Origin of the sequence: uncultured Algoriphagus sp. (genome assembly GCF_963974835.1) — a bacterium.
Taxonomy (GTDB): Bacteria; Bacteroidota; Bacteroidia; order Cytophagales; family Cyclobacteriaceae; genus Algoriphagus.
The window spans coordinates 907,030-930,699 of sequence record NZ_CAXBET010000001.1; the positions used below are offsets into that span (position 1 = coordinate 907,030).

Here is a 23,670-nt window from a genome sequence, read left to right on the forward strand (position 1 = left end):
CTTAGTCGAAGGTTGGAACTTGAATTCTTTCCCCACCTTTCATAGCAGACTCGTGTGCGCAAATTCCCGCACAGGTATAATTTGCGGCAGTAGTCGCATCTACAGCAGAATCTCTTCCTTCTACTATGGCAGCGACGAATTCCTGCACCAAATGTGGATGTGATCCACCATGACCAGCTCCCTGAAGGAATGACACGTGATTAGGATCGTCGATTGTCTGTCTCTTGGTGAAGTGCTTGATTGGTTCGATCAGCAACTCATCTGTATCAGGCACATCAATTCTTCGGGCATTTTCGCCTCCATCAAAAATTACATGGCTTTCATCCTCCAGCTGCTCCCATTCAAAGGACATCTTGGTGCCATAGACATCGTATGACTCACGATATTGTCTAACCACATCAAAAAGAGAACGAGTCGCTTCTGCAATTACATCTGAGTTTTTAAGCGTGAAAGTTGCCGTTTCCATTGCGAATGGAGATCCATAGCGGCTTGCCAAATCTTCGCTCAAACGACCCGAACCGTGACAAACTACTGTCTCAGCTTTTGTATTGTTGATTCTCAAAAGCGGAGAAATCGCATGCGTTCCGTTCAACATCGGTGGGAAACCTTTCCAATATTCATCCCAGCCAGGCATGCTCATATCCTGAATATGCGAACCTCTTACCATTTGTATCTTGCCCAGCTGGCCTGTTTCTGCCAAGTTCAAGCCATATAAAAACTCACGGGTATATAGTGCAGTCTCCATCATCATATAGACTTTGCCAGACTTTTTCTTCGCATCCACGATAGCAGCACAATCTTCCTTAGTCATCGCCATTGGGATGGTACAAGCTGTGTGCTTATTGGCATTCAGAGATGCCAAAGTCATTCTTGCATGATCTGGAACTGGTGTCACAATATGAATCGCATCCACATCGTCACGCTTTGGCACATCTTCGAAATTGGTGAAGCAAAGGTTTCTGTCCAAATTAAACTTGGTCGCCAATTCATCAATTGTTTTTGGATTTCTAGTACAGATACCCACCGCCTTGATATTTGGATGTGCTTGATAGATTGGAATAAACTCCTTGCCGAAACCCAGTCCGACTATAACTACAGTGATTTGTTTTTGACTCATTAGTGTATGCTTTAGGTTTTTGATTAACTGTTGAAAAAGATAGGTTTAATAGATTCAGAGTAATTATGCTACTCGTTTAAGATTATTCCGGTCTGTGCAGACACAGACCGGGGGAAAATAGGTTTTTAACTTATTTCGCAGCCCATTTTACTGCATTTCGAATTAGTGTCTGATAGGCTTCCAGCTCATGTGAAGCTGCATCATGGCCTAAGGCAATGCCGACGATTTTCGCCTTTGGATTTTTTACAATGAAAATGGAAGGAAATGGATCTGTATCAGCATTGCTTGCATTTGCCAGGATTTCGATTCCAGGACCTGCTGCATCTACTTTGAAATAGTATAGCTCGTCATCCAGAGAGAAATGTGCTGGAAGGCCTTTGGTAACAGGATGCTTTTCAGTCAAATCCACATTGAAATTCCCATAGGCATTATGGCCTCTTGACCCGCCACTAACCATGGTTTTGTTGTATTCCGGCCAATCATTCCAATTGTACCAAAGCGCAGGATGTGCCAGAACTAAACCTTTTCCTGCATCTGCAAAAGCAAAAATTGCCTTGCGGGTAGCCTCGTCTGCTATAGGCTGATTATTTGCCAAAAAGAGCACATCGGTCTCACCTAAGTGTTGCAAAATGGAAGTTGGATCATCAGTATAAGTTACCTCTGCCAAGCCATCTCTTTCCAAAGTGGCGACGTCGGCACCTTTGTACCATTTGTCAAAATCGTGGGAGGATCCGCCACCTACCATCAATACTTTGATTGGCTTTTTAGCAGGGTTTTCCTTTGCCAGCAGGCTTGTTCCAATTCCAAAAACCAGCAATAGGCTAAGAAAAGGAATGATTGTTTTTTTAAGGTTCATATTTATGGGTTGTGTTTAGAATATTTATTAGGTCATTTATGAATTTCCACAATGTTGACAGAAGCATTAATTTCCTTCTTCACCAAGACCGAAGCACTTCTTCCGACATCAAACATTTATCATCCCTCCACGACCATGATACCATTCATCATTCTCCAATGCCCAGGAAATGTGCAGGCAAAGGGATAATTACCAGACTTAGTCGGAGCAGTGAAAGTCAAGGTATAGAGTTCTTGAGGTCCGATCATTTTTGTGGAAAAAAGCACTTCCGGAACTTCAGGTATATAAAATTTCTCTGATGCTTTTGGGTCACGAAGCATAGCATCTGCCGCTGCACCTACCTTATCCAAGGTTCCAGGTTTAGCGATAAGTAGATTATGCTGCATACCGTCCAGATTGTCAATTTCCAGTATGATTTTATCTCCGGCTTTCACTTTGAAAGTATCCTGATCGAACTTCATCATCTCCGGTACTATTTCCAGTAAAATAGTCGTCTCACGCAATTCTTCATTTCGCACGATTCGGATATTACTCTTTGGTTGGTCTATGTTTTCTATACTTGGTTTTGCTTCGCAAAGAGCAATCGCTTCAGACGATTTCACCTCATTTGGAGAAAACCAATTCCCTAGCAGCAGAATAGCTGCTAAGGGAAATAAGGTTGCTTTAATCATGGTATGCTTATTTTAACTCTAATACTACGTTTCTAAGGTAGCCTTCAAAACTGAACTCGTCTTTATAAGAACCTACATTTCTATCTCCTCCGAAATCACGGCCAGATCTTACACTAGGCGCAAGTTTGCCAGTAAAAGCTCCATTTGCCTTGGCAGTAGCGACAGACTTGCCATCTACCAGAATTTCCATTTTTCCATCCTTGGAAATAGTTGCTTCGGTTTCATAGCTTTCTGGCAAAGCAGCGTTCGTTACAGCTTCGAAAGATTTCCCGTTTTGCTTCACTACCCAGTGTAATTTGCCTTCTTCCAGATAGAAAGAATAGCCATTCTGCGCATCGCCGTGCGCCGTGATCACACCGAAAGGCTCATCATCTCTTCTTTTGGAAATCTGTGTGGAAATAGAAATCGCTTTGCCTTTTACATCCGGAGAATATTGTAGCGTGCTTCTTCTTCCCAAATCGTATTTCTCGTTTGCCACGGAAGTCATCAATCTATTGGTAAGATCTGTTTTGTCAGAACCAACAGCATCTGTAAAGAATTTACCCTGCTCAGCTGCTGCCGCGAAAATCGCCTTTTGCAACCAATCGTCTTTGGCATTTGCCTCATCCAAACTCGCCTGATAAAGCATTGCACCAGCTTCTGCACTTCCAGGAACTTCTGCCAGCTTCAAGATTGCATGCATCCTTACATTTAGATCTTTGTCCTGAGTTAGCCCAGCGGATTTGATCGCCTGAGTCGTTGCCTGGGTATTTGGCAAAACAGCGATTGCAGCTTTTCTCACTCCAGCAGCAGGATGTGTTAATGCAGTAGTGGCTACTTTGATCGCCTCAGCATTAGTTGATTCAAAAACACCTAGGCCATGAAGTGCCCACAGTGCATGAACTGCCGGGCTATTCAGCCCAATCTCATCCACAGATTTATCATTGACGATCTTGTACAAATCACCGAATACTTTTTGGTTTCCAGACTCCACAAGCAGTCGCTGAGCAGTCATTCTCCAGAACATATTGTCATTTTTCAATGCAGCAATCAGACCTTTTGAATCTTCCTTAGAAAGTTTCATAGACTTGTCACTGCTGCCGTCTTTATAAACTACACGGTAAATTCTGCCATGGTTGGTATCGCGAAGCTTACTCTGGAAGGCATTTCCCTGACCATGTGGCTGATCCTCGAAAGGCAACACCATTCTTGAAGGAGCCTGACGCTCCACAAATACGTTGTGTTGAATGATGAAATTATACCAATCGGCTATCCAAACAGCTCCATCAGGGCCAACTTCAGCCTGAACAGGTCCGAACCATTCGTCGGAGCTCGCTAGGAAATTCCATCCATCTTTTTCGCTGAACCCTGCTCCATTTGGCTCTATGATCGCATTATGGGTCAATCTGATCGTTGGCTCATTTACAAAAGCGATTCTGTTCCAATATTCCTTAGGGAAATCCCGAGCAGTATATAATCTAAATCCAGCAGCAGATGTGAATCCACCTACCACATCCACCTGTCTCAGGTTTGGTGTCATCGCATGCGCATCGTAGTGTCCATCGATTTTCTGGATCGGTTGGATTTCAAACTCTGGAGCTGCTTCTCCCTCACCAGCTTTAGTAAATACGCGTTGTAGATATTTTGCTGGGATTGAATAGTATCCAGCGTGGGTATTGTTTGCAGTGGACATGAAGACGTTGTTATCTTCAGAAAAGCCTAGTCCCCAAGTATTATTGCTGGATCCAGCTAGGTATTCAAAGTCTTTTCCATCAGGATCAAATCGGTAGATCCCCTGAGGAAAACTCATCTGCTCGCCATTGATAGTACCATTGAAACCTGAGTAGCCAGTCACTCCCCAGATCTTATTGTCAAATCCATACTGCAGATTGGAAGGCCCAGCATGCGTATCGTTTTTGCCCCAGCCAGTCATGATGACTTCTTTGACATCGGCCACATCATCACCATCAGTATCTTTCATAAAGACAAAGTCAGGCGCCATGGACACTACAATTCCGCCATTTGCAAATACCATACTGGTTGGGATATTCAGGCCATCTGCGAAAACGGTGAATTTATCAGCTTTGCCGTCACCATCGGTATCTTCACAGATTTTGATGCGGTCATTCGCCAATCCATCAGTTTCTTTAAAAGTATTCGGATAATCCACAGACTCTACGATCCACAATCTTCCTCTTTCGTCCCATGCCATAGCAATTGGGTTTTGGATATCTGGCTCAGAAGCAAAAAGCTCAATCGAAAAGTCAACAGGCTTTTGAATCAGTTTTTTAGATTCTTCAGGTGCCAAGGCATCCTGCATTTTCGGCACCTCATATCTTTTAGTGAAATCAGAAATCGTTTCATCGTAGATGGACACATCCGGAATATTCAAAGCAGCGACACTTGCTTTTACATCGTCTCCCATTGCATAGAAAATGCCGTTTTTCACCAAAGCTAAAAAGCCTGCATTCTTCCAAGTCTTTTCGTCATGTCCATAAGCAGTATAGAAAACACGCCCTTTACCCACATTTCTAACCCAAGTGTAAGGCTCCTTATGATCCCCATCTACTCGCTCAATGAGCACAGTCATGTCAGGATTGATATTCTGATGCACGTAAGTTTCATCCCAGGTTTCGAAAGGCTTCAATCCTTTCATTACCTCATTATTTGGCGCTACAATAGTTCCTGTAAAATCACCTTCACCATGAGAGGCAAACTGACCGCCAATAGTTTCTATGTACCAATCCGAGTTTTTGAAACAGCCAGTAGCTGAGTGAAGCGGAATCAATCCTTTACCACTTTCCACAAAACTCTTCATCGCTGCTTCCTGCTCTTTTGAGAGCACGTCATGGTTGGCATAAATCACCAAACCGTCGTACTTGGAGAGATTCTCTTTAGTTAGGTCTTCGAGTTTTTCAGTGTAAGTAATGTTAATCCCACTTTCAAAAAGTGCTGTGGCAAGCCAAGGCGCATATAATCTGGAATTGTGATGCTCACTGGCATGTCCAAGAAAAAGTACTTCGGCGCGTCGAGGTTCGGGCTTGCCTGTGATTTTGGAAGCTAGAGAGACTGAACTGTGACTGAGAAAAATAGTCACAATCAGCAGGAATAGAACGTTGATGTTTCTACATAATCGCATGATTAATTCGGTTTATCAGGGTTTATCAATATGTTGATCAGATAAAGTCAGCTCTTTGACTCCACTTAGTTTGTAAAACTAGGTATTGACACACTTTTGAATTAGTCCCAAAACTTCAAAAAATAGCAAATTCCCTTCTTTTTGAAAGTTAGCAGTTTTTATAAAAGACTGATTCCCAATTGATGGAGATTTCATCAGTCCCTAATCCCAATAGAGTTAGAATTTCCCGCATGGAAACGTCTTCAATTGTAGATAATTAATGCTTATAATACATCAGCTTTCTTCACAAAATCCTTTGGAAGCTCCCCGAAATGCTTTTGGAAGCACTTGGTGAAATAGGAAGGACTATTAAAGCCCACCATTTCACTGATCTCAGCAATACTATGAAGTCCGTCTCCCAGCAATTCTGCAGATCTTTTTAAACGGACTAGACGGATATATCCATTTGGAGTCAATTCGGAGATTCCTTTGATTTTGCGCAGCAAACTCGACTGGCTCATGTGCAGCTGATCAGCCAGCTCGGAAACACCAAAAAGCTCATTTTCTATATTTGCCAAAATTGCTTCATTGATTTTCTTCAAAAACTCTTCATCTGCCTTTGAATGGGCGATGGTATCAGAATTTACCAGTGGAAGGCTGGCAAAAGCTTTTTTGATCTGATCTCTATGCTGTAATAAGTTTTTGATCTGTAGGTAAAGAAATTCCAGGGAAAAAGGCTTCTCCAGATAAACGTCGGCGCCCATTTCCAAACCGGTAATTTTGGCGTTTATGTTGTTTTTTGCAGTGAGAAGTACCACTGGAATATGGCTGGTAGCCAAATCTGATTTGATATGTTCACAGAGTTTAAAGCCGTCCATTTCAGGCATCATCACATCAGAAATCACCAAATCAATGGGTTCTCTATTAAGAACATCCAATGCCAAAAGACCATTTGCTGCTTTGTGAATCACATATTTCCCTTTCAGCTTTTCCCCAAGAAACTGGAGTAGTTCTTTATTGTCTTCCACTAATAATATGGCTGGGAGACTTCCTTTTTTCTTTGTTTTTATACTCTTCTCAGCAAATGCATCTGCCTCTTCGGTTGATTTATTTTCAATCAAAGGATCATTCTCCTCTTCAAAATGTATGGCTTCTTTTTGCTTAATAGGCAATTCCAACACAAACCGATTCAGCTCCCTATCGTTGGCCATTATCAGTGATCCGTGATGCATTTCAGCTAGCGATTTGGCCAGAGGCAATCCCAATCCGGTTCCCTGTTTAGCTTTAGAAATGTTATTATCCGCAATTTGAAAGAATGGCTCAAAGATTTTCTCGGCCATTTCCTTTGGGATAAGGTCTCCGTCATTAGAAATCTCGATCTGGAAAAGGGCAGGATGGGTGGGATCGTAGATCATCCGGATATGAATCATGCTCTCGGCATTTTTCAGTGCATTGATCAGAAGATTACTCAGAATCTTGATGATAGCTTCCTTATCCACATCTGCAAAAAGTGTGGAGGTGGACTTTTCAAGAGTGAAATTTAATCCTGACTGGCTGGTGGTAACTTTAAATCTGAAATATAATTCATCCAGGATTCCTGAAATCTCTGTTTTAAGAAAACTCAATTTAAATCCACGCTGCTCAGTTTTGCGGAAGTCGAGCAGTTGATTGCTGAGGTCAATCAGTCGGTTTGTGTTTTTCTCGATGATTAATAGATCGTTTTTCACCTCAGGATCGGTATTGCGATTCTTACTCAGAATATCCTCCAAAGGTCCTTTTATCAAAGTAAGAGGAGTCCTAATTTCATGAGTGATATTGGTGAAAAACTCGATTTTAGCTTCGTAGAGTTCTTTTTCCTTTTCGGCTTCGAGCAAATTAATCTGAACTAGATGACGGTTGTTTACACGGTTTTTATAGATAGTTATGAGCCAGTATATCACCAAAATTGAAAGCAGGAGATAGAAAGCATAAGCCAGTGGTGTCTTGTAGAATGGAGGAAGAATCTCAATCTCTAGCTGAGTCTCCTGATAAGAATCTGAGCCTTGTATCTGAGGAGACCTCACTTGCAGCGTGTAATTGCCAGGAGGTAAATATGAATATGAAATAGCTTGGGACTCAGACATCTGCCGCCAGTCCTTTTCCAATCCTTTCAATCGATAAAGAAAATTCCAATTCTGTGAATTCGTGTAACCCAGCGATGCTACTTCAAAAGTCAGCGAGTTTTGATGGGACATCAATGAGATTTTATCCGTGTATAAAATGGACTTTTTGAGAATTCCATCTTCAGGATCTATAGGAATTTCTTCGTTGAACAGCTCAATACCAGTGAAGATAAGTTTGGAAGGGGTATTACTTGATTCGATTTTGTCAGGTTGAAAAGAAATAAATCCTCCCTGTGAACCAAAATACAAGGTGCCATCTTCCGCCTTATAGCCAGAGCGGTAGTTAAAAGGACTAGGAATCAACCCGCTTTTCTCATCATATAATTTTAGCGCTTCAGTTTTTGGATCAAACTGTACCAGACCTTTATTGGAAGTGATCCAAAGTGCTCCAAAATTATCTTCCAATATCTTGAAATAGGTATTTGCAGGGAATCCCTTTTCAATAGTATAAGACGTAAAGGTCTGATCTGCTTTATTGAATTTAGCAAATCCAGCACCAGCTGTGGCTATCCAAAGGGTATGCTCAGAATCCTCATATAAATCAATTACCGTTTGATGCGGGATACTTCCAGGTTTGGACGGATCAGGAGTATACTGTCTAATTTCTTCAGTAGTTGGATTAAAACTAAACAAACCATCATTATACGTCCCTGCCCAGATTAATCCGGATTTGTCCTCAAGCAGATCGTAAACAAAGTAACTTCTAAACTGCTCTATCTTTCTGAACTTATCCAGCTCTTTTTCATAAAGAAATAGCCCAGAGGGGGTCCCAACCCAAATCTTGCCTTTGCTATCGGCAAGAATTGCAAAAGGGTCATCATTCGTCAAGCCAGAACCTTGGGTATTGGAAGTGATTTTTTTGATTTTGCCTGTAGTGGTGTCTAAAATATTTACACCTGTATTGAATGTCCCAATCCAGAGTTTATCCCCCTGTTTTGCCAAGCCATGCACGTTTCTATAAGGCAACTCCCGATCCGAATCCCCAGTTGGCAATTGCTCAAACTTCCCAGTCTGAGGATCAAACAAGTTAAGCCCAGCATCTTCAGTTCCAATCCATATTCTACCGTCACCGTTTCCTACCATCTCCCTCACCCGCATTCCGCTAATGGTATTTGCATTTGTGATAGGATAGTATTTTTCGAATTTGACAGACTGGTTTGGTAGGAAATCTACTCCACCGAAATAGCTACCAACCCATATACCTCCTTCATTATCCTTCCAAAGCGAATAAATCGCATTGTTAGCAAGTGAATAGGGATCATCCGAATTTTCTTGAAGGTTTTGGAAGGTGTTGGTTACAAAATCATAAATGAAAAGCCCGGATTCAGTTCCTATTCCTAATTCATTTTGGCTGAATTGGAACATATCACGAACATAGATAGGGTTTCCTTTTGCATCTTCAGTTAGCAGGTCCGTCACCTTCCCACTACTCTTTTCAAGTTTTTTAACCCCGGAATTTTTTGTGCCGATCAGCATGAAATCTCCCCAGTTTTGCAATCCTAAAACCTGATCTTGGGAAAGCTTGCCTTCCTCATCCATATACATGGAAAAAGTATCACTGTCTTCGATGTACCGTCCCACTCCCTGACTGAGCAATCCTATCCAAACCACATTTTGGTCATCAACTTTGACAGCTGAAACGTTACCTGAAGGAATGCTCCCTTTTTTGGTTGGATCGTGAGAAATTAATTTCAACTCCTTTTTCTGAAAGTCAAACTTGAATAGCCCCTGATTATTACCTGCAATCCAGATATTACCAGCTTTGTCTTCAGTCAAGGAAGAAATAATGTTTAAAGGAAATTTTCCATCAGCTGTTTTGTAGGGAAAAGCTGTGAATTTGTCCAGCGATTTGTCGAAGAGATAAATTCCTTCATCCGTCCCCAGCCAAAAAATTCCATCTTTATCTTCATGGATTACGTGCACGTAATCGCTTCCCAATTTGTCTTCCGGATTTCCTTTAGAATCTGAATTGTAAATTTTCCATCGCTGGCCATCAAATCGATTTAGTCCGTATTTGGTGCCAAACCACATAAATCCCTGACGATCCTGAAAAATAGAAAAAACAGAGTTGTGAGAGAGACCTGAATTAATATCGTAATTCCGGAAATAGTATCGCTTATCCTGCGCCAATCCTGGGCGGAAAATACAAAGTATAAGGATGAGGCTTAGAAAACCTGCCAGTAAACTTTTTGACAAGGCGATAGGGTTTTGGGTTGTAAATCTGAAATTATCAAAATCCCTTTAGCTAGCTCATTTTGATTTCAAATTTTGTAGTCGATGTCAGGTAATTGGAGGTTTATTTTCATTTGCTGACTGAAAAGTTACAATTACTCCGCAAACGATTGCGTTTTCCGAAATCGGTTGCGGAGCGTCTTTTCCAATCATGGATAAATTCAGAAGATTCTGCTGATTAATTTTATTTTCACTCATTTTACAAAACATATTAATTTATTAAACGATTTTATAGCTGTTTTATTCGTTAAAATTTCATTTTAACAAACTTTTTGATAAAATCTAGCAGTAAATCTTTCATTTTTTGAAGCTTTTTTAATATAGCCCCCCTGATGGAAAATTTACATTTATGCTTTCGGAAATAGAACTCATTCCCTATTGATTTAGCCCTATTCCGAACTCAATTATTTACACTAAACCCTAAAAATTTGCTATGCATAAAATAACTATTACAATCTAGCCAAATCCCTCGGCTGAGTGATTGTCCAAGTCCGGGCAACACCAAATTCAATCGAATTCCATTTTTAGATGAAGCCTTTTCAAAGGCAAATGGAAAACTATTGCCCAAAAAGAACACCTATTTATTCAAATAATTTCTAACCCAAAATGATTATTTATGAAAAGAATTCTTCTCATGAAGTCTAGTCTGATGCTCCTTTTAGGAATGCTGGCGGTAATCCCGCTCTTGGCGCAGACAGGCACGACAATCCAAGGAACTGTACTGGAGGAATCCACCGGTGAACCTTTGCCAGGTGTCAGTATCCTTGAAAAAGGAACTACTAACGGTACCGTCACTGATCTTGACGGAAAATTTGCAATTACACTTAAGAGTGATAATTCCACCTTGAGATTATCTTTTATCGGATTTAAAACGCAAGAGGTAATCATAGGTACTCAAACAGATCTCAATCTCACGTTAGAAAGTGATTTGGGAAGTTTGGATGAAGTGATAGTAGTTGGCTACGGCGAACAGCAAAAGGAGACAATCACGGGCGCAATTGCCAACGTTACTAGCCGTGATATAGATAAAGCTCCGTCAGCAACAGTTTCAGGAGCACTTGCCGGTAAAATGGCAGGTCTAGCTTTCCGTCAGCCAGACGGCCGTCCTGGAGCGGGAGCTTGGCTCCAGATTCGAAATATGGGTACTCCACTATTTGTAATTGACGGAATCCAGAAGGACGAAGGGCAGTTCAACAACCTTGCACCTGGAGATATTGAGAGTATCACAATTCTGAAAGATGCTTCCGCAGCCGTTTATGGCTCACGGGCTGCAAATGGTGTAGTTGTGGTGAAAACAAAACAAGGCAAGCGTGGCGAAACACCAACCATTAATATCAATGGATATTATGGATTGCAAAATTGGTCAAGATTTCCGGATGGGGTAGATGCCTATGAGTGGATGCTAGGCAAAGCAGATGCGGACATCAACCAATTTGGGAGTACCAATATTACTGCGGAGGAACTTGCAAAATGGGACCAAGGCACCGAGTATGGTTACAAATCATTCAACTGGAGAGATTTTATAATTCAGGGAAACGCGCCGCAAAGCAATTTCAACGCTTCTGTATCAGGGGGATCTGAAAAAACAAACTATTACCTCTCAGTAACAAGATTTGATCAAAAGTCTGTCTTCTCAGACGAATTTGAGTTCAACAGAACTAACATTCAGTCAAATATCACGACTAATATCACTGATAAGTTGACGGTAGGAATGCAGATCAATGGACGGATTGAAAACCGGGAAAACCCAGGTGTCCCAGGTGGAGATGATTACTGGCAGCCAAGATTCGCTCTTTTTAGAAACAGACCTACTGAGCGTCCTTATGCCAATGATAATCCTGATTATCCTGCAAACATCAACAACATCGAGACCAACTGGGCACTGTTGAACTATGATCGTACAGGCTTTTACGAAAATAAGTGGCAGGTATTACAGACCAACTTTACTGCTGAATACGAAATAGTAGAAGGGTTGAAAGCCAAAGGATTGTATTCCTATTACCTGGCTGACAATATGTTCAACACCTTTGAATATACCTACGATGTATTTGGGTATAATCCAGAAACAGATGAATACTTCCGCTCAGGAGGAAATGACAATCCGTATCGTGACCGTGGACAAACTAAGATTATGGAGAATGTGTGGCAATTGTCTTTGACCTATAACAAGACCTTTGGTGAGAAGCATAATTTCGCTGCTTTTGCACTTAACGAGCGTATCGAGCGAACCAGACTGTACAACTTCCTTCACTCGGTGCCAACCAATAATTTCTTGGATATCATCAAGTTTGCTGATACGGATACTTACAATGACGAGCGTCAGGTAGAAGCGAGAATTGGGTATGTGGGAAGAGTGAATTATGACTACGCCGGCAAATACCTATTGGAGTTAGCAGGACGTGCAGATGCTTCTTGGAAATTCTCTCCTGAGAATCGTTGGGGCTTTTTCCCTTCTGTGTCCGCAGGTTGGAGAATCTCAGAAGAGGGATTTATGGATAATTTCTCAGCAAACATGAATATGGATGAATTGAAAATCAGAGCATCCTATGGCCAGCTTGGAGATGATAATATTGGTATTGGTCCGTTTGATTACCTGTCAGGTTACAGATATGGAGCTTCTACAGTGATCGTAGATGGAGAAAACATTCAGGGATCGGCAAATACTGGACAGCCAATAGATAACCTTTCCTGGTACGTGGCCACTATCACAGATATAGGATTGGATTTCTCTTTTGGTAGTGGAAAAATCACCGGTGCGGTAGATTATTTCAATAGACAAAGAACCGGCCTGAGAGGAGTTAGAAATGATATATTCCTTCCACTGGAACTTGGATATGGACTGACAGATGAGAATCTAAACAAAGATTCAAATTCAGGAGCTGAGTTGGCGGTTAATTGGAATGGCAAAGCTGGAGATTTTGTATTCAGAATTGGTGGTAACATTTCCTATGCCCGCAGTAAATTCGTTCAGTCTTACAATCCTACATTCAGTTCATCTTGGGATCAATACAGAAACTCAAGGGAAGACCGTTACAATGGAATTTTCTGGGGCTATGAAGTCACTGGACAGTTTGAGTCCTTCGAAGCAATCAACGACTATCCAGTTAACATTGATGGACAGGGAAACAAAACATTACTACCAGGTGATCTGATCTACAAAGATGTGAACAACGATGGCAAAATCGATGGATATGACGAACGGCCAATCGGTTATCAGTCAGGTGCTTTGCCAAGCTTGAATTTCGGTCTAAATTTTAACTTCCAGTACAAAGGTTTTGATTTGACAGCTGACTTCTCAGGAGGAGGAATGTACTCCTACAATCAAAACTGGGAAATGAGATGGCCATATCAAAATGGGGGTAACTTATTGGCTTCCATGTATGACGACAGATATCACAGAGAAGATATCCTCGATATCAACAGTCCTTGGGTGGCCGGAGAAAATCCTCCACTTAGATTCAATACCGGCGGTCATAGCAACTACAATAAAAACTCTACTTGGTGGCTTACCAACGTGAAATACTTAAGAATGAGAACACTGGAGCTTGGTTACACACTTCCTGAGAAATTACTTAACAGGTGGAATATGGATAGAGCCAGAATTTTCGTCAGCAGCTACAACTTGTTTGCATTGGATAATGTGCATCAGTTCGGTATTGATCCTGAAGTAGCAGATGAAAATGGCTTGCAGTATCCACAGAACAAGGTGGTGAATGTAGGTTTCAACGTGTCATTCTAATAAACCCGAAAGAACGAACAATGAAAAATTTGAGATATATATACCTAGTCATTTTCCTGGCTTTTGCAGGATGTAACAATGACGAGTTTTTGGATAGAGAGCCGACTGATATCCTCGGCGAAGATCAGGTCTGGGCTAATGAGGATTTAGTATTTTCAGTTTTAGCTGACTTGTACAATCGACTTCCTGACTATCAGGGATTAGAAAACTGGTGGGAATACGCCAATTTCGATGAGACTTTTGCCAGTAATGCAGGAGATTATTGGAGACATCAAAATCAAGAATATGGCTATGATAACTGGGGAATGTGGGATTACGGATATATCCGTGATTTGAATCTATTCATTCAGAAATGTGAGGCTGCGACTGAGATTTCTCCAGAATCAAAATCACAATTTCTAGCCGAAGCCAAGTTCATCAGAGCTATGGTTTACTTCGAGCATGTAAAGAGAATGGGCGGCGTGCCGTTGATTTTGGAACCACTGGAATATGATTATAGTGGCGATCCTTCCTATTTGCAATATGCTAGAGCAAAAGAGCATGAGGTGTATGATTTTGTGATTGCTGAAATGGATGCTGTGAAGGATGATCTTCCAAATGGAAACACTCGCTCCAGAGCTACGAAAGGTGCAGCACTTGCCCTGATTTCCAGAGCAGCCCTTTATGCAGGATCCATAGCAAATTATGGACAGATAACTCCAGAAGTATCACTTCCTGGCGGAGAAGTGGGAATTCCTTCCGGAATGGCTGATGGATATTACACTACCGCTTTGAGAGCTTCTGAAGAAGTAATGGGATTGGGAACCTATGAATTGTATGATCAGGATCCTGATAGATCTGAGAACTACACCAACATTTTCCTAAACAAAAATGCTAACCCTGAGATTATCATGGCCAAGGACTTCCTTGTACAGGGAAGAACTCACGGATTCACTATTGAGAATATTCCGCGCTCTCTAAGAGAAGAAAATACCTCGGGAGGTAAAATGAACCCATCGCTTAACTTGGTACAATCCTATGAATTGCTTGACAATACATTTGCTGAATTGCCAACAAAGGATGCTTCTGGAAATCCTATTTATTACGATGATCCTATGGATATTTTCGAAGGAAGAGATCCAAGATTGTTGGGAACGGTAATCGTACCAGGATCATCTTTCCGAGGAAAGGAAGTGGATATCTGGGCTGGATATAAATTAGCTGATGGTTCCGTGATCACATCAGGTCAATTAGGCGGACAAGCACAACTTCCTGGAAGCTCTGCTTCTGTACAGGTAGTAGGATTTGACGGTCCTATAGACCAACTTGAATGGTCTGCTCAGAATGGTTTTTATCTGAGAAAATATGTGGATACTTCTGTGGGTTCTGGTCAAAGAGGTACAGGATCAGCTGTTTGGCTGGTGAGATTCAGATATGCTGAAGTATTGTTGAATGCTGCGGAAGCTGCCTTTGAATTAGGGCAACTTGAAAAAGCTGCCGATTATATGAATCAGGTGAGAAGAAGAGCTGGTTTTCCAATTGATTTGACTCCAGGTGAAATTGATTTTGATAGAATCGTTCATGAGCGAAAAGTGGAATTGGCTTTTGAAAACCATGTTCTTTGGGATAAAAAAAGATGGAGACTGGCTCACCGGGTTTGGAATGGTGTAACCACAGATCTGACGAATAATCCTGGAAATGCTTTGGCAATCAGCACTCGGGTTTTTGGGTTAAAACCTTACAAATACTACGAGCCTGGTTCTCCGAACAACGGTAAATGGCTTTTTGAAGAGTTTGTTCCTGCTCCGGTATTTAATGCCCACCGATTCAGATTAGGAAATTACTACTCTTGGATTGGAGATGATGTGCGGAACAACAATCCGAAAATTGTCAGAAATCCTAATCAATAAGTATTCCCCTAAACTCAAAAGACATGAAATTAAATTTCAAAAATATACTGGGAATGATGGGAATAGCGGCTTCCCTCGTATCCTGTAAATATGATAATTACGATGAGCCTAGCTTCCAATTGGATGGAAGAATTACTTATCAAGGAGAGCCGATCGGTGTGAGTTATAATGACGTATATATCGAGCTTTGGGAGTCAGGCTGGCAGCGACTTGGTAATATCGGTGTGGCTGTGGATCAGGATGGATCCTATTCCTCTCTTCTTTTCAAAGGAGATTATAAGATGATCATCCCAAATAATCAGGGACCTTTTCGGAAAATCACCAATGACCAATCCGGTAACGACACAATTCCAGTAAACTTGACAGGAAGTCTTACGATGGACATAGAGGTGATGCCTTATTATATGATCCGAAACGCGAATATCGTGGCTGGAGGGAATAATGTGACTGCGACTTTCGACCTGGATCAGATCATCACAGGAGTCGATGCTAAAAACGTACAGGAGGTTTCCCTGTATGTAAGTAAGACAGCATTTGTGGATAATAGAACCAGTATAGCTACTGCCAATAGGGGTGGAGGTGATCTGGAGAGCTTATCATCGATAGCGCTGGAAGTGACGGTTCCTGAAAGAGTTCCTACACAAGACTATGCTTACGCACGTGTAGGAGTCAAAATAGATGGAGTTGAAGATAGAATCTTCTCAGAAATAGTTAAAGTAAATCTATAAGCCTCTTATGGATAAGCCGGGGAGTCCAGCCAGTGAGATGGGTTCTGGACGAGCCGGCTTTTTTAGTTATGTTTGGAAAAAACTATCACATGAATCTACTCGTCTATCTTACCCTCATATTCTGGTCTTGCGCTGTTCCCGCGGATAAGCAAAAAACAACTTCTGCAGATCCAATAGTAAGTGATACTCTAGTTTATACCAATCCTGTTTTCGAGCCCGTATTAGCAGATCCTTCAGTCGTTCAAGTGGGTGATGAATTTTTTGCCTATGGCACAGAAGACAACTGGGGAGAAGAAGGTGGCTATCATTTAGTGCCTGTGATCAAATCCAAGGATCTGGTAAACTGGGAAGTGGTAGGAAACTCCATGGCCAAAAAACCAGACTGGAAAGAGCGTGGCGGTATTTGGGCACCTGATGTGACTAAAGTTGGGGATCAGTTTTACATGTATTATTCATTTTCCACCTGGGGAGACCCAAATCCGGGGGTAGGATTGGCCATTGCCAAAAATCCACAAGGTCCTTTTGTAGATCAGGGAAAGGTTTTTGACTCCGAAGAAATTGGTGTCGCCAATTCAATTGATCCATTTTATATAGAAAAAGACGGGAAGAAATATTTGATCTGGGGAAGTTTCCACGGATTATTTCTTACAGAATTGACTGCCGATGGCCTAAAGCCTCAAGGGCAAAAAATCCAAGTTGCCGGTAACCATCTGGAAGCAGCTTATGTCTTCCAAAAAAACGAATATTATTACCTCTTTGGATCAGCAGGAACTTGCTGTGAAGGAGCTAATAGCACGTACAAAGTTTTGGTAGGGCGATCTGAAAATCTGGAAGGACCTTATTTAGATCAGGATGGTAAAAGCATGTTGGAAACTGACTCTGGAACTTTAGTCGTTGGTACAAATACTAGCGGAAATGGCTATGCCGGTCCAGGGCATAACGCCGAAATTGTTACTGATGACGAAGGTCAGGATTGGCTCCTGTATCATGGAATGGCTAAGCAAAAACCTAAACTGAATAACGGCACGAATCGGCGTGTTTTGCTATTAGATAGGCTAATTTGGGTAGACGGCTGGCCTAGTGTGTCGGGAAAAGAACCTAGCATTTCTTCACAAGAATCACCTGTTTTTCACTAAATCTGTTTTCATGAATTCTTCAGATAAAATATTTTTAAGCTTTTTACTTCTTTTATCCAGCCACATTACCTTCTCTCAGACGAAAGTTAATCTGAAAGATTTTTCATCTGAAAATGGCGCTTCCGTCACCGAGCAGTATGGGAATGTTATTATTTCCTGGCCAACTGATCTTGAGGAAAAAGGGACTTTGCAAATTGATATGCGTAAAGAAAATCCTCTTATAAGCAGTATCGAACTGGAGAACGCTAAGGGAGTTTATCCAATCGCTCAAAATGTCGATCCTCTGTTTCTGCTCACAGTCGGGCAGCGGGATCTAAGTAAGGAAAGCGGTTGGAATATCTTTTTTGACCGAACGGCATACAATCCATACGAGGCTTTTAAGGTCAATTTGGAAAAGGAAACTATCACTGTCAAAAGTCAGGGAAAGCGAACGATCATTCAGATAAATTCCCTGAAAGCCGGAAATTTCGAAGGAGCTCTAGAAATTACCCTATATCATGGCAGTTCATTGATGAATATGGCAGCCGTGATGAGCACGGATGAGGATGCCAAGGCAATCATCTACGATGCGGGTTTAGTAAGCGATTCCAATGTTTGGGATGAGATTTTTTGGTCTGATACAGATGGGTATTTGCAATCCTCTATGGCTACTCAAACTGATTCTCCTGCAGAGAATCTGGCAGTCAAATACAGAACAATAATAGGAGAAGGAAAAGCTGGAAGTCTGGCCATTTTTCCTCCCCCACACCAGTATTTTTATCCACTTGACAATGCCTATAATCTAAAATATGTATGGCATGGAGAAGCTAATCGGGAGATGGTGGATGGATATGGGATAGGCATACGACAAGACCTTATGGGAGACAATCGTCACGTTCCTTGGTTCAATGCTCCTCCTAATACCCTTCAGCGGCTGAATTTCTTTGTTCTTCTTTCTGATTCCAAGGACGGGCAAATTCTCCAAGATGTGAAAGCTTACACTCATGATGACCAATACAAGCCGCTAAGTGGCTATCGTACCATGGCAAGTCATTTTCACACTGAGCATATGGACGATATTCTGACCAATAAACCTTTGCCGGATGTGCCTGGTCATGTCAAAGCGCTGCGAAGTATGGGTGTAAATATTATGCATTTAGGTGAGTATCATTTGGCAGGAAATCCAGGGGATACAGGTCCGAGAAGATTGCCGGAATTGGACCTTATGTTCAAAGAAAGTGCACGTCTGTCAAAGGGAGATTTTTTGATGATTCCAGGCGAAGAGCCAAATGTTCACTTTGGTGGACATTGGATGAATATGTTTCCGAAACCTGTATACTGGATCATGTCCCGGAAAGAAGGACAGCCTTTTGTAGAAGAAACCGAGAAGTATGGCAAAGTATACCGCGTGGGTAATAAGGAAGAGATGTTACAGCTTTTGGAAGCTGAAAAAGGTCTCGCCTGGATAGCCCATGCTCGAACCAAAGGATCAACTGGATTTCCTGATAAGTACAAAGAGGAGGCCTTTTTCAAGTCTGATCGCTTTAATGGTGCGGCTTGGAAAGTAATCCCTGCAGATTTGTCTATTCCAAATATGGGAAGAAGAGTGTTGGGTTTGATGGACGATATGGCAAATTGGGGAGAAAGAAAATACGTAATCGCTGAAGCTGATCTTTTCAAATTGGAACCTGACTATGAAATCTACGGACCAATGAATATCAACTACCTACAGATGGACAAGCTTCCAAAATTTGAAGATGGTTGGCAGTCTGTGCTGGATGCGATGCAGACTGGCAAGTTTTTCTCCGGCACGGGAGAGATTCTTTTACCTTCTTTCTCAGTAAATGGAAAAGGAAGTGGAGAGACACTGAAGATGGAAAGTGGAGGAAAGGCAGAGGTGAAAGTTACTGTGGATTGGACTTTCCCACTTAATTATATTGAGATCATTTCCGGAGACGGGGAAAGTGTCTCTCGGGAGAAAATTGATCTCAGTAATACAGAATCTTTTAAAACACAGAATTTTCAATTCCCTATTAACATAAAAGGTAAAAAATGGGTCAGATTAGAAGTTTGGGATGTGGCAGCTAACGGGGCATTTACCCAGCCGGTTTGGATAGAGTGAAATTTCGGCATTTAGTAATGCCGATAATGTTTTCATTCTAGTCCTGCTGTCTTAACTTTAGCAGTTATACTCAATAAATTCTTTAACAATAACCCAAACCTATTATGAAAAAGACATACACCAGAAATACTACTAAAATCAAACCTAGTTTGAAACAAGGTGTTGCAATTTCGGGGACTTTCATCGTTCCAAAACCTCCAAAGAATGTTAAAAAACCGCTTTAAAGTAACACTGGCACTAGTTGTTAGTGCCGGACTGGTTTCTTGTAACACTGGAAATAATTCCACTAATTCAGTCACTCTTGTTGACAGAATTCCTACAGAAAATACAAATCAATTTTACATCAGCAACCGGGCGCCGCTTGCGCCCAGTGCGCTGATCAAGCTCCCCGTCGGAGCTGTAAAGCCGGAGGGTTTTTTAAAAGAATATCTGGTTCGCCAGAAAAATGGTCTCACGGGAAACCTCGGAGAGATATCTGCATGGCTTCAGAAAGAGAATAATGCGTGGCTTTCTAAAGACGGCACTGGTGAATGGGGCTGGGAAGAAGTGCCTTATTGGCTAAAAGGCTACGCCAATATCGGCTACATCATGGATGATCAGGAAATGATCGATGAATCCATGATTTGGCTGGAATCTGTGCTTACCAGTCAGCGGGAAAACGGTGATTTTGGACCCAAACTCATGGATGGAGATCATCCGGATTTTTGGGCAAAGATGATTATGCTTTACTGTTTGCAGTCGTATTACGAGCATTCTCAGGATGAGCGGGTGATCACGCTTATGACTAATTATTTCAAATATGAACTGACAGTGTCTGATGAAGAATTCCTCGAAGGATACTGGCAAAGACTGCGTGGTGGAGACAATCTTCACAGCGTAATTTGGCTTTACAACCGAACTGGAGATGAGTTTTTGCTTGAACTAGCAGAAAAAATCCATCAAAACACTTCCAATTGGGAAGGTAGAGACCTGCCAATAGAACAGGTAAAAAATTATTATGAAGTACGTGATGGAGGCGAAGTTCCTGATTGGTATCGCGATCAAGTCGATTGGCACAATGTAAACCATGCGCAAGCTTTTCGCGAACCAGCTCAGTATTATCTGCTGACCAAAAACGAAAAAGACCTTCAGGCCACTTATGAAAACTTTAACATCATCCGCGAGCACTTCGGTCAGGTGCCTGGAGGAATGTTTGGTTCGGATGAAAATGCCAGACCGGGCTATGCTGATCCTCGCCAAGGCGTTGAAACTTGTGGGATGGTGGAGCAGATGAATTCCGATGAACATTTACTGAGAATCACGGGAGATCCCTTCTGGGCAGATCATGCAGAAGAAGTTGCATTTAATACATATCCAGCGGCTGTGATGCCTGATTTCAAGGCTTTACATTACATTACCTCGCCTAATATGGCTTTGCTGGATGCGGAAAATCATTCGCCAGGAATTGCTAACTCTGGCCCATTTTTGATGATGAATCCTTTCAGTTCCCGTTGCTGCCAGCATAATCATGCGCAAGGCTGGCCCTATTTTATAGAAAATCTCTGGATGGCAACTCCTGATAATGGCGTCGTAGCGGCAATGTATGGTGCAAGCAAAGTGGAAGTAAAAGTTGGTGATGGAACAGTTGTAAACATCGAAGAAACAACGCACTATCCATTTGAAGAAGTAATCAAATTTGCCTTGAGCACAGAAAAAGCGGTAGACTTCCCTCTTTATTTACGTATTCCTGCATGGGCAAAAGGAGCCTCTATCACTGTGAATGGTGAAGTAGTCAAAGAGAATATTTCCGGAATCGGCTATGCTAAGATCAGCCGAACTTGGACAAACGGAGATCAAATTTCACTGACACTTCCAATGGAAATCCAAACCAAAACCTGGGAGAAAAACAGCAATAGTCTGAGCGTAAGCAGAGGTCCTTTGACTTATTCTTTGAAAATCAGGGAAAAGTATTTCAAAAAGGACAGTGACGAGACTGCACAATGGGATTCCAAATGGCAGAAAGGTGCAGATACCAAAAAGTGGCCTTCTTGGGAAATTCATCCGGTAACAGATTGGAACTACAGTTTGGTAGTGGACGAAAATGATCCTGCATCCTCTTTCGAAGTTATGGAAGGACATTGGCCAAAGTCTGATTTTCCATTTTCCCTGGAAGAAGTTCCTATTAAAATAGTAGCAAAAGCCCGCCAGATTACCGAGTGGCAACTGGATCAATACGGATTGGTGGGAGAATTAAAAGACCTTCCGAAAACCTCAGATCAGCCGGTGGTAGACGTGACGCTGGTGCCAATGGGCGCTGCGAGATTAAGGATTACTGCATTTCCCCAATTAGAAAATAACCCAAAAATTAATGAATAGGCTTTTTAATTATCATAGAATTCTTGCTACACTTTGCCTAATAATTGGTGTTTCTAGCTCAGCACTAGCACAAAGCCTGACTTTTGCTAATCCAGTTTTGGAGGGAGACCGTCCAGATCCTACGGTAGTGAAGATTGGCAAATCATATTATGCTTCTGCCACCTCCAATGAATGGGCACCGCTTTTTCCAATTTTCAAGTCCGATGATTTGGTGAATTGGGAGCTGGTAAACTATGTTTTTCCAGATGGAGCTCCAGATTGGGCAAAGAATAACTTTTGGGCTCCCGAGCTTTCGTATGATGCGGAGCAAAATAAAATCTACGCTTACTATACCGCTAGGGATAAAGAAAGCAATAGGCTTTCCGTCGCAGTAGCTAGCGCTGATTCTCCCGAAGGAAGTTTTAAAGATCATGGCCCACTTGTCGCTCAGGAATATGGATCGATCGATGCTTTTGAAACCCGTGATGAAAATGGCAAACTCTATGTCCTTTGGAAGGAAGATGGAAATAGTAAGGGGCAAAAAACTCCGATATGGGCTCAGGAAGTGAACGAGGAGCGCACCAAACTGATCGGTGAGAAGCATGAGCTTTTCCACAATGATCAGGATTGGGAAGGTGGTTTAGTAGAAGGCATTGCCATTTTCAGAAAGAACGGCTATTTCTATGCGACTTATTCTGCCCGTGGCTGCTGCGAGATTACCTGCGATTACGTCACTGGGGTAGCAAGAAGCAAAACTTTATTGGGACCATGGGAAAAGTATGACATGAATCCAGTCATCAAGGATAATGAGAATTGGAAATGCCCAGGACATGGAACTGTAGTGGAAAAAGATGGAGAGCTTTGGTTATTAAACCATGCTTATAATCAGGAAGGATCTGTGTATGTAGGTCGGCAAGGTGTATTGCAAAAAGTAGAATGGACTGCTGATGAATGGCCAGTTTTTGCAAATGACGAAAAATACGAGCGAAGCAAAGCCTCCTTGGAATTCACTGATAATTTCAAAAAACGACTGGATCCAATTTGGCAATGGCGTGTTACGCAGGATATTCAGTATGAAACTGGTAAAAAAGGACTGAGACTTCAGGCTTCTGAGGAAAATGAAACCTTGGGAACGCTATTGGTTCAAGGCACAAAATCTCTGGATTATCAATACGAAGCGACAGTAATTCCTGACGGTAAAGCCGCAGCTGGATTGGCGGTAATTGGTGGGGCTAATAATGGCTTCGGTGCTCCTCCAGCCGGCATGGGGATTTCTGTTAAGGGAAACCAGCTGATCCTTTGGGAAACGATCAACCAAAAAACCACAGAAATTGCTGCTGTCACAATCCCAGTTAATGAGCAAGTAAAGTTGATTTTGAATATGGAGGATGGTTATAAAATGACTACCTCAGCGATCGTTGACGGAGAAACAATTCAAGTAGGCGAGACACAAGACGTGAAGCATCTAGTGCCTTGGGGAATGGGCTTCCGACTTGGATTAGTGGCCAAAGGACCAACAGATTCTTTTGCCCATTTCAAGGAAGTGAAAATTTATTGAAAATGTTGTAAAAAGAATCATGTACAAAGTACCATTAAGTAAACGAATTG

General features: G+C 41.9%; 12 protein-coding genes. 7 read left to right on the plus strand and 5 right to left on the minus strand.

Going from position 1 to position 23,670, the window contains the following annotated elements:
* Position 1 precedes the first annotated feature (1 nt).
* The 5 genes from AACZ73_RS04070 to AACZ73_RS04090 form a co-directional block, all read right to left on the minus strand.
* Positions 2–1,117, minus strand: coding sequence for a Gfo/Idh/MocA family oxidoreductase (locus AACZ73_RS04070; RefSeq protein ID WP_339864317.1), 1,116 nt, complete (start codon positions 1,115–1,117; stop codon positions 2–4).
* Between the two features lie 130 nt (positions 1,118–1,247).
* Positions 1,248–1,973, minus strand: coding sequence for a ThuA domain-containing protein (locus AACZ73_RS04075; protein ID WP_339875633.1), 726 nt, complete (start codon positions 1,971–1,973; stop codon positions 1,248–1,250).
* A 119-nt stretch (positions 1,974–2,092) separates the two neighbouring features.
* The gene (locus AACZ73_RS04080; protein ID WP_339875635.1) at positions 2,093–2,644 is read right to left on the minus strand and encodes a plastocyanin/azurin family copper-binding protein; all 552 of its coding nucleotides are present in this window, start codon (positions 2,642–2,644) and stop codon (positions 2,093–2,095) included.
* Positions 2,645–2,651: 7 nt separating this feature from the next.
* Positions 2,652–5,762 carry a PVC-type heme-binding CxxCH protein gene (locus AACZ73_RS04085; RefSeq protein ID WP_339875636.1) on the minus strand — a complete coding sequence of 1,037 codons (3,111 nt, stop codon included), beginning with the start codon at positions 5,760–5,762 and terminating at the stop codon, positions 2,652–2,654.
* 263 nt (positions 5,763–6,025) lie between these two features.
* On the minus strand, positions 6,026–10,099 hold the full coding sequence (locus AACZ73_RS04090) for a two-component regulator propeller domain-containing protein (RefSeq protein ID WP_339875637.1): 4,074 nt from the start codon (positions 10,097–10,099) through the stop codon (positions 6,026–6,028).
* Between the two features lie 652 nt (positions 10,100–10,751).
* Here AACZ73_RS04090 and AACZ73_RS04095 point away from each other — a divergent pair.
* From AACZ73_RS04095 to AACZ73_RS04125, 7 genes are all read left to right on the plus strand, one after another.
* The gene (locus AACZ73_RS04095; protein ID WP_339875638.1) at positions 10,752–13,874 is read left to right on the plus strand and encodes a TonB-dependent receptor; all 3,123 of its coding nucleotides are present in this window, start codon (positions 10,752–10,754) and stop codon (positions 13,872–13,874) included.
* A gap of 20 nt (positions 13,875–13,894) precedes the next feature.
* A complete protein-coding gene (locus AACZ73_RS04100; protein ID WP_339875639.1) occupies positions 13,895–15,763 on the plus strand; it encodes a RagB/SusD family nutrient uptake outer membrane protein in 1,869 nt (622 codons plus the stop codon).
* Positions 15,764–15,786: 23 nt separating this feature from the next.
* Positions 15,787–16,491 carry a DUF3823 domain-containing protein gene (locus AACZ73_RS04105; protein ID WP_339875640.1) on the plus strand — a complete coding sequence of 235 codons (705 nt, stop codon included), beginning with the start codon at positions 15,787–15,789 and terminating at the stop codon, positions 16,489–16,491.
* A gap of 89 nt (positions 16,492–16,580) precedes the next feature.
* Positions 16,581–17,627, plus strand: a complete 1,047-nt coding sequence (locus tag AACZ73_RS04110) for a family 43 glycosylhydrolase (protein WP_339875641.1) — start codon at positions 16,581–16,583, stop codon at positions 17,625–17,627.
* Positions 17,628–17,637: 10 nt separating this feature from the next.
* Positions 17,638–19,728, plus strand: coding sequence for a hypothetical protein (locus tag AACZ73_RS04115; protein ID WP_339875643.1), 2,091 nt, complete (start codon positions 17,638–17,640; stop codon positions 19,726–19,728).
* A 204-nt stretch (positions 19,729–19,932) separates the two neighbouring features.
* Entirely contained in the window at positions 19,933–22,083 is a 2,151-nt protein-coding gene (locus AACZ73_RS04120; RefSeq protein ID WP_339875644.1) for a beta-L-arabinofuranosidase domain-containing protein, read from the plus strand.
* Positions 22,076–23,620: a glycoside hydrolase family 43 protein gene (locus tag AACZ73_RS04125; protein WP_339875645.1), complete on the plus strand. Its 1,545-nt coding sequence runs from the start codon at positions 22,076–22,078 to the stop codon at positions 23,618–23,620. Before AACZ73_RS04120 ends, AACZ73_RS04125 begins: the two co-directional genes overlap by 8 nt.
* Positions 23,621–23,670: the final 50 nt, after the last annotated feature.

Bases quoted from the DNA above. Each gene is read 5' to 3' on its own strand.
- AACZ73_RS04070 (WP_339864317.1), bottom strand. From the start codon at position 1,117: ATGAGTCAAAAACAAATCACTGTAGTTATAGTCGGACTGGGTTTCGGC.
- AACZ73_RS04075 (WP_339875633.1), bottom strand. From the start codon at position 1,973: ATGAACCTTAAAAAAACAATCATTCCTTTTCTTAGCCTATTGCTGGTT.
- AACZ73_RS04080 (WP_339875635.1), bottom strand. From the start codon at position 2,644: ATGATTAAAGCAACCTTATTTCCCTTAGCAGCTATTCTGCTGCTAGGG.
- AACZ73_RS04085 (WP_339875636.1), bottom strand. From the start codon at position 5,762: ATGCGATTATGTAGAAACATCAACGTTCTATTCCTGCTGATTGTGACT.
- AACZ73_RS04095 (WP_339875638.1), top strand. From the start codon at position 10,752: ATGAAAAGAATTCTTCTCATGAAGTCTAGTCTGATGCTCCTTTTAGGA.
- AACZ73_RS04100 (WP_339875639.1), top strand. From the start codon at position 13,895: ATGAAAAATTTGAGATATATATACCTAGTCATTTTCCTGGCTTTTGCA.
- AACZ73_RS04105 (WP_339875640.1), top strand. From the start codon at position 15,787: ATGAAATTAAATTTCAAAAATATACTGGGAATGATGGGAATAGCGGCT.
- AACZ73_RS04110 (WP_339875641.1), top strand. From the start codon at position 16,581: ATGAATCTACTCGTCTATCTTACCCTCATATTCTGGTCTTGCGCTGTT.
- AACZ73_RS04115 (WP_339875643.1), top strand. From the start codon at position 17,638: ATGAATTCTTCAGATAAAATATTTTTAAGCTTTTTACTTCTTTTATCC.
- AACZ73_RS04120 (WP_339875644.1), top strand. From the start codon at position 19,933: ATGTTAAAAAACCGCTTTAAAGTAACACTGGCACTAGTTGTTAGTGCC.
- AACZ73_RS04125 (WP_339875645.1), top strand. From the start codon at position 22,076: ATGAATAGGCTTTTTAATTATCATAGAATTCTTGCTACACTTTGCCTA.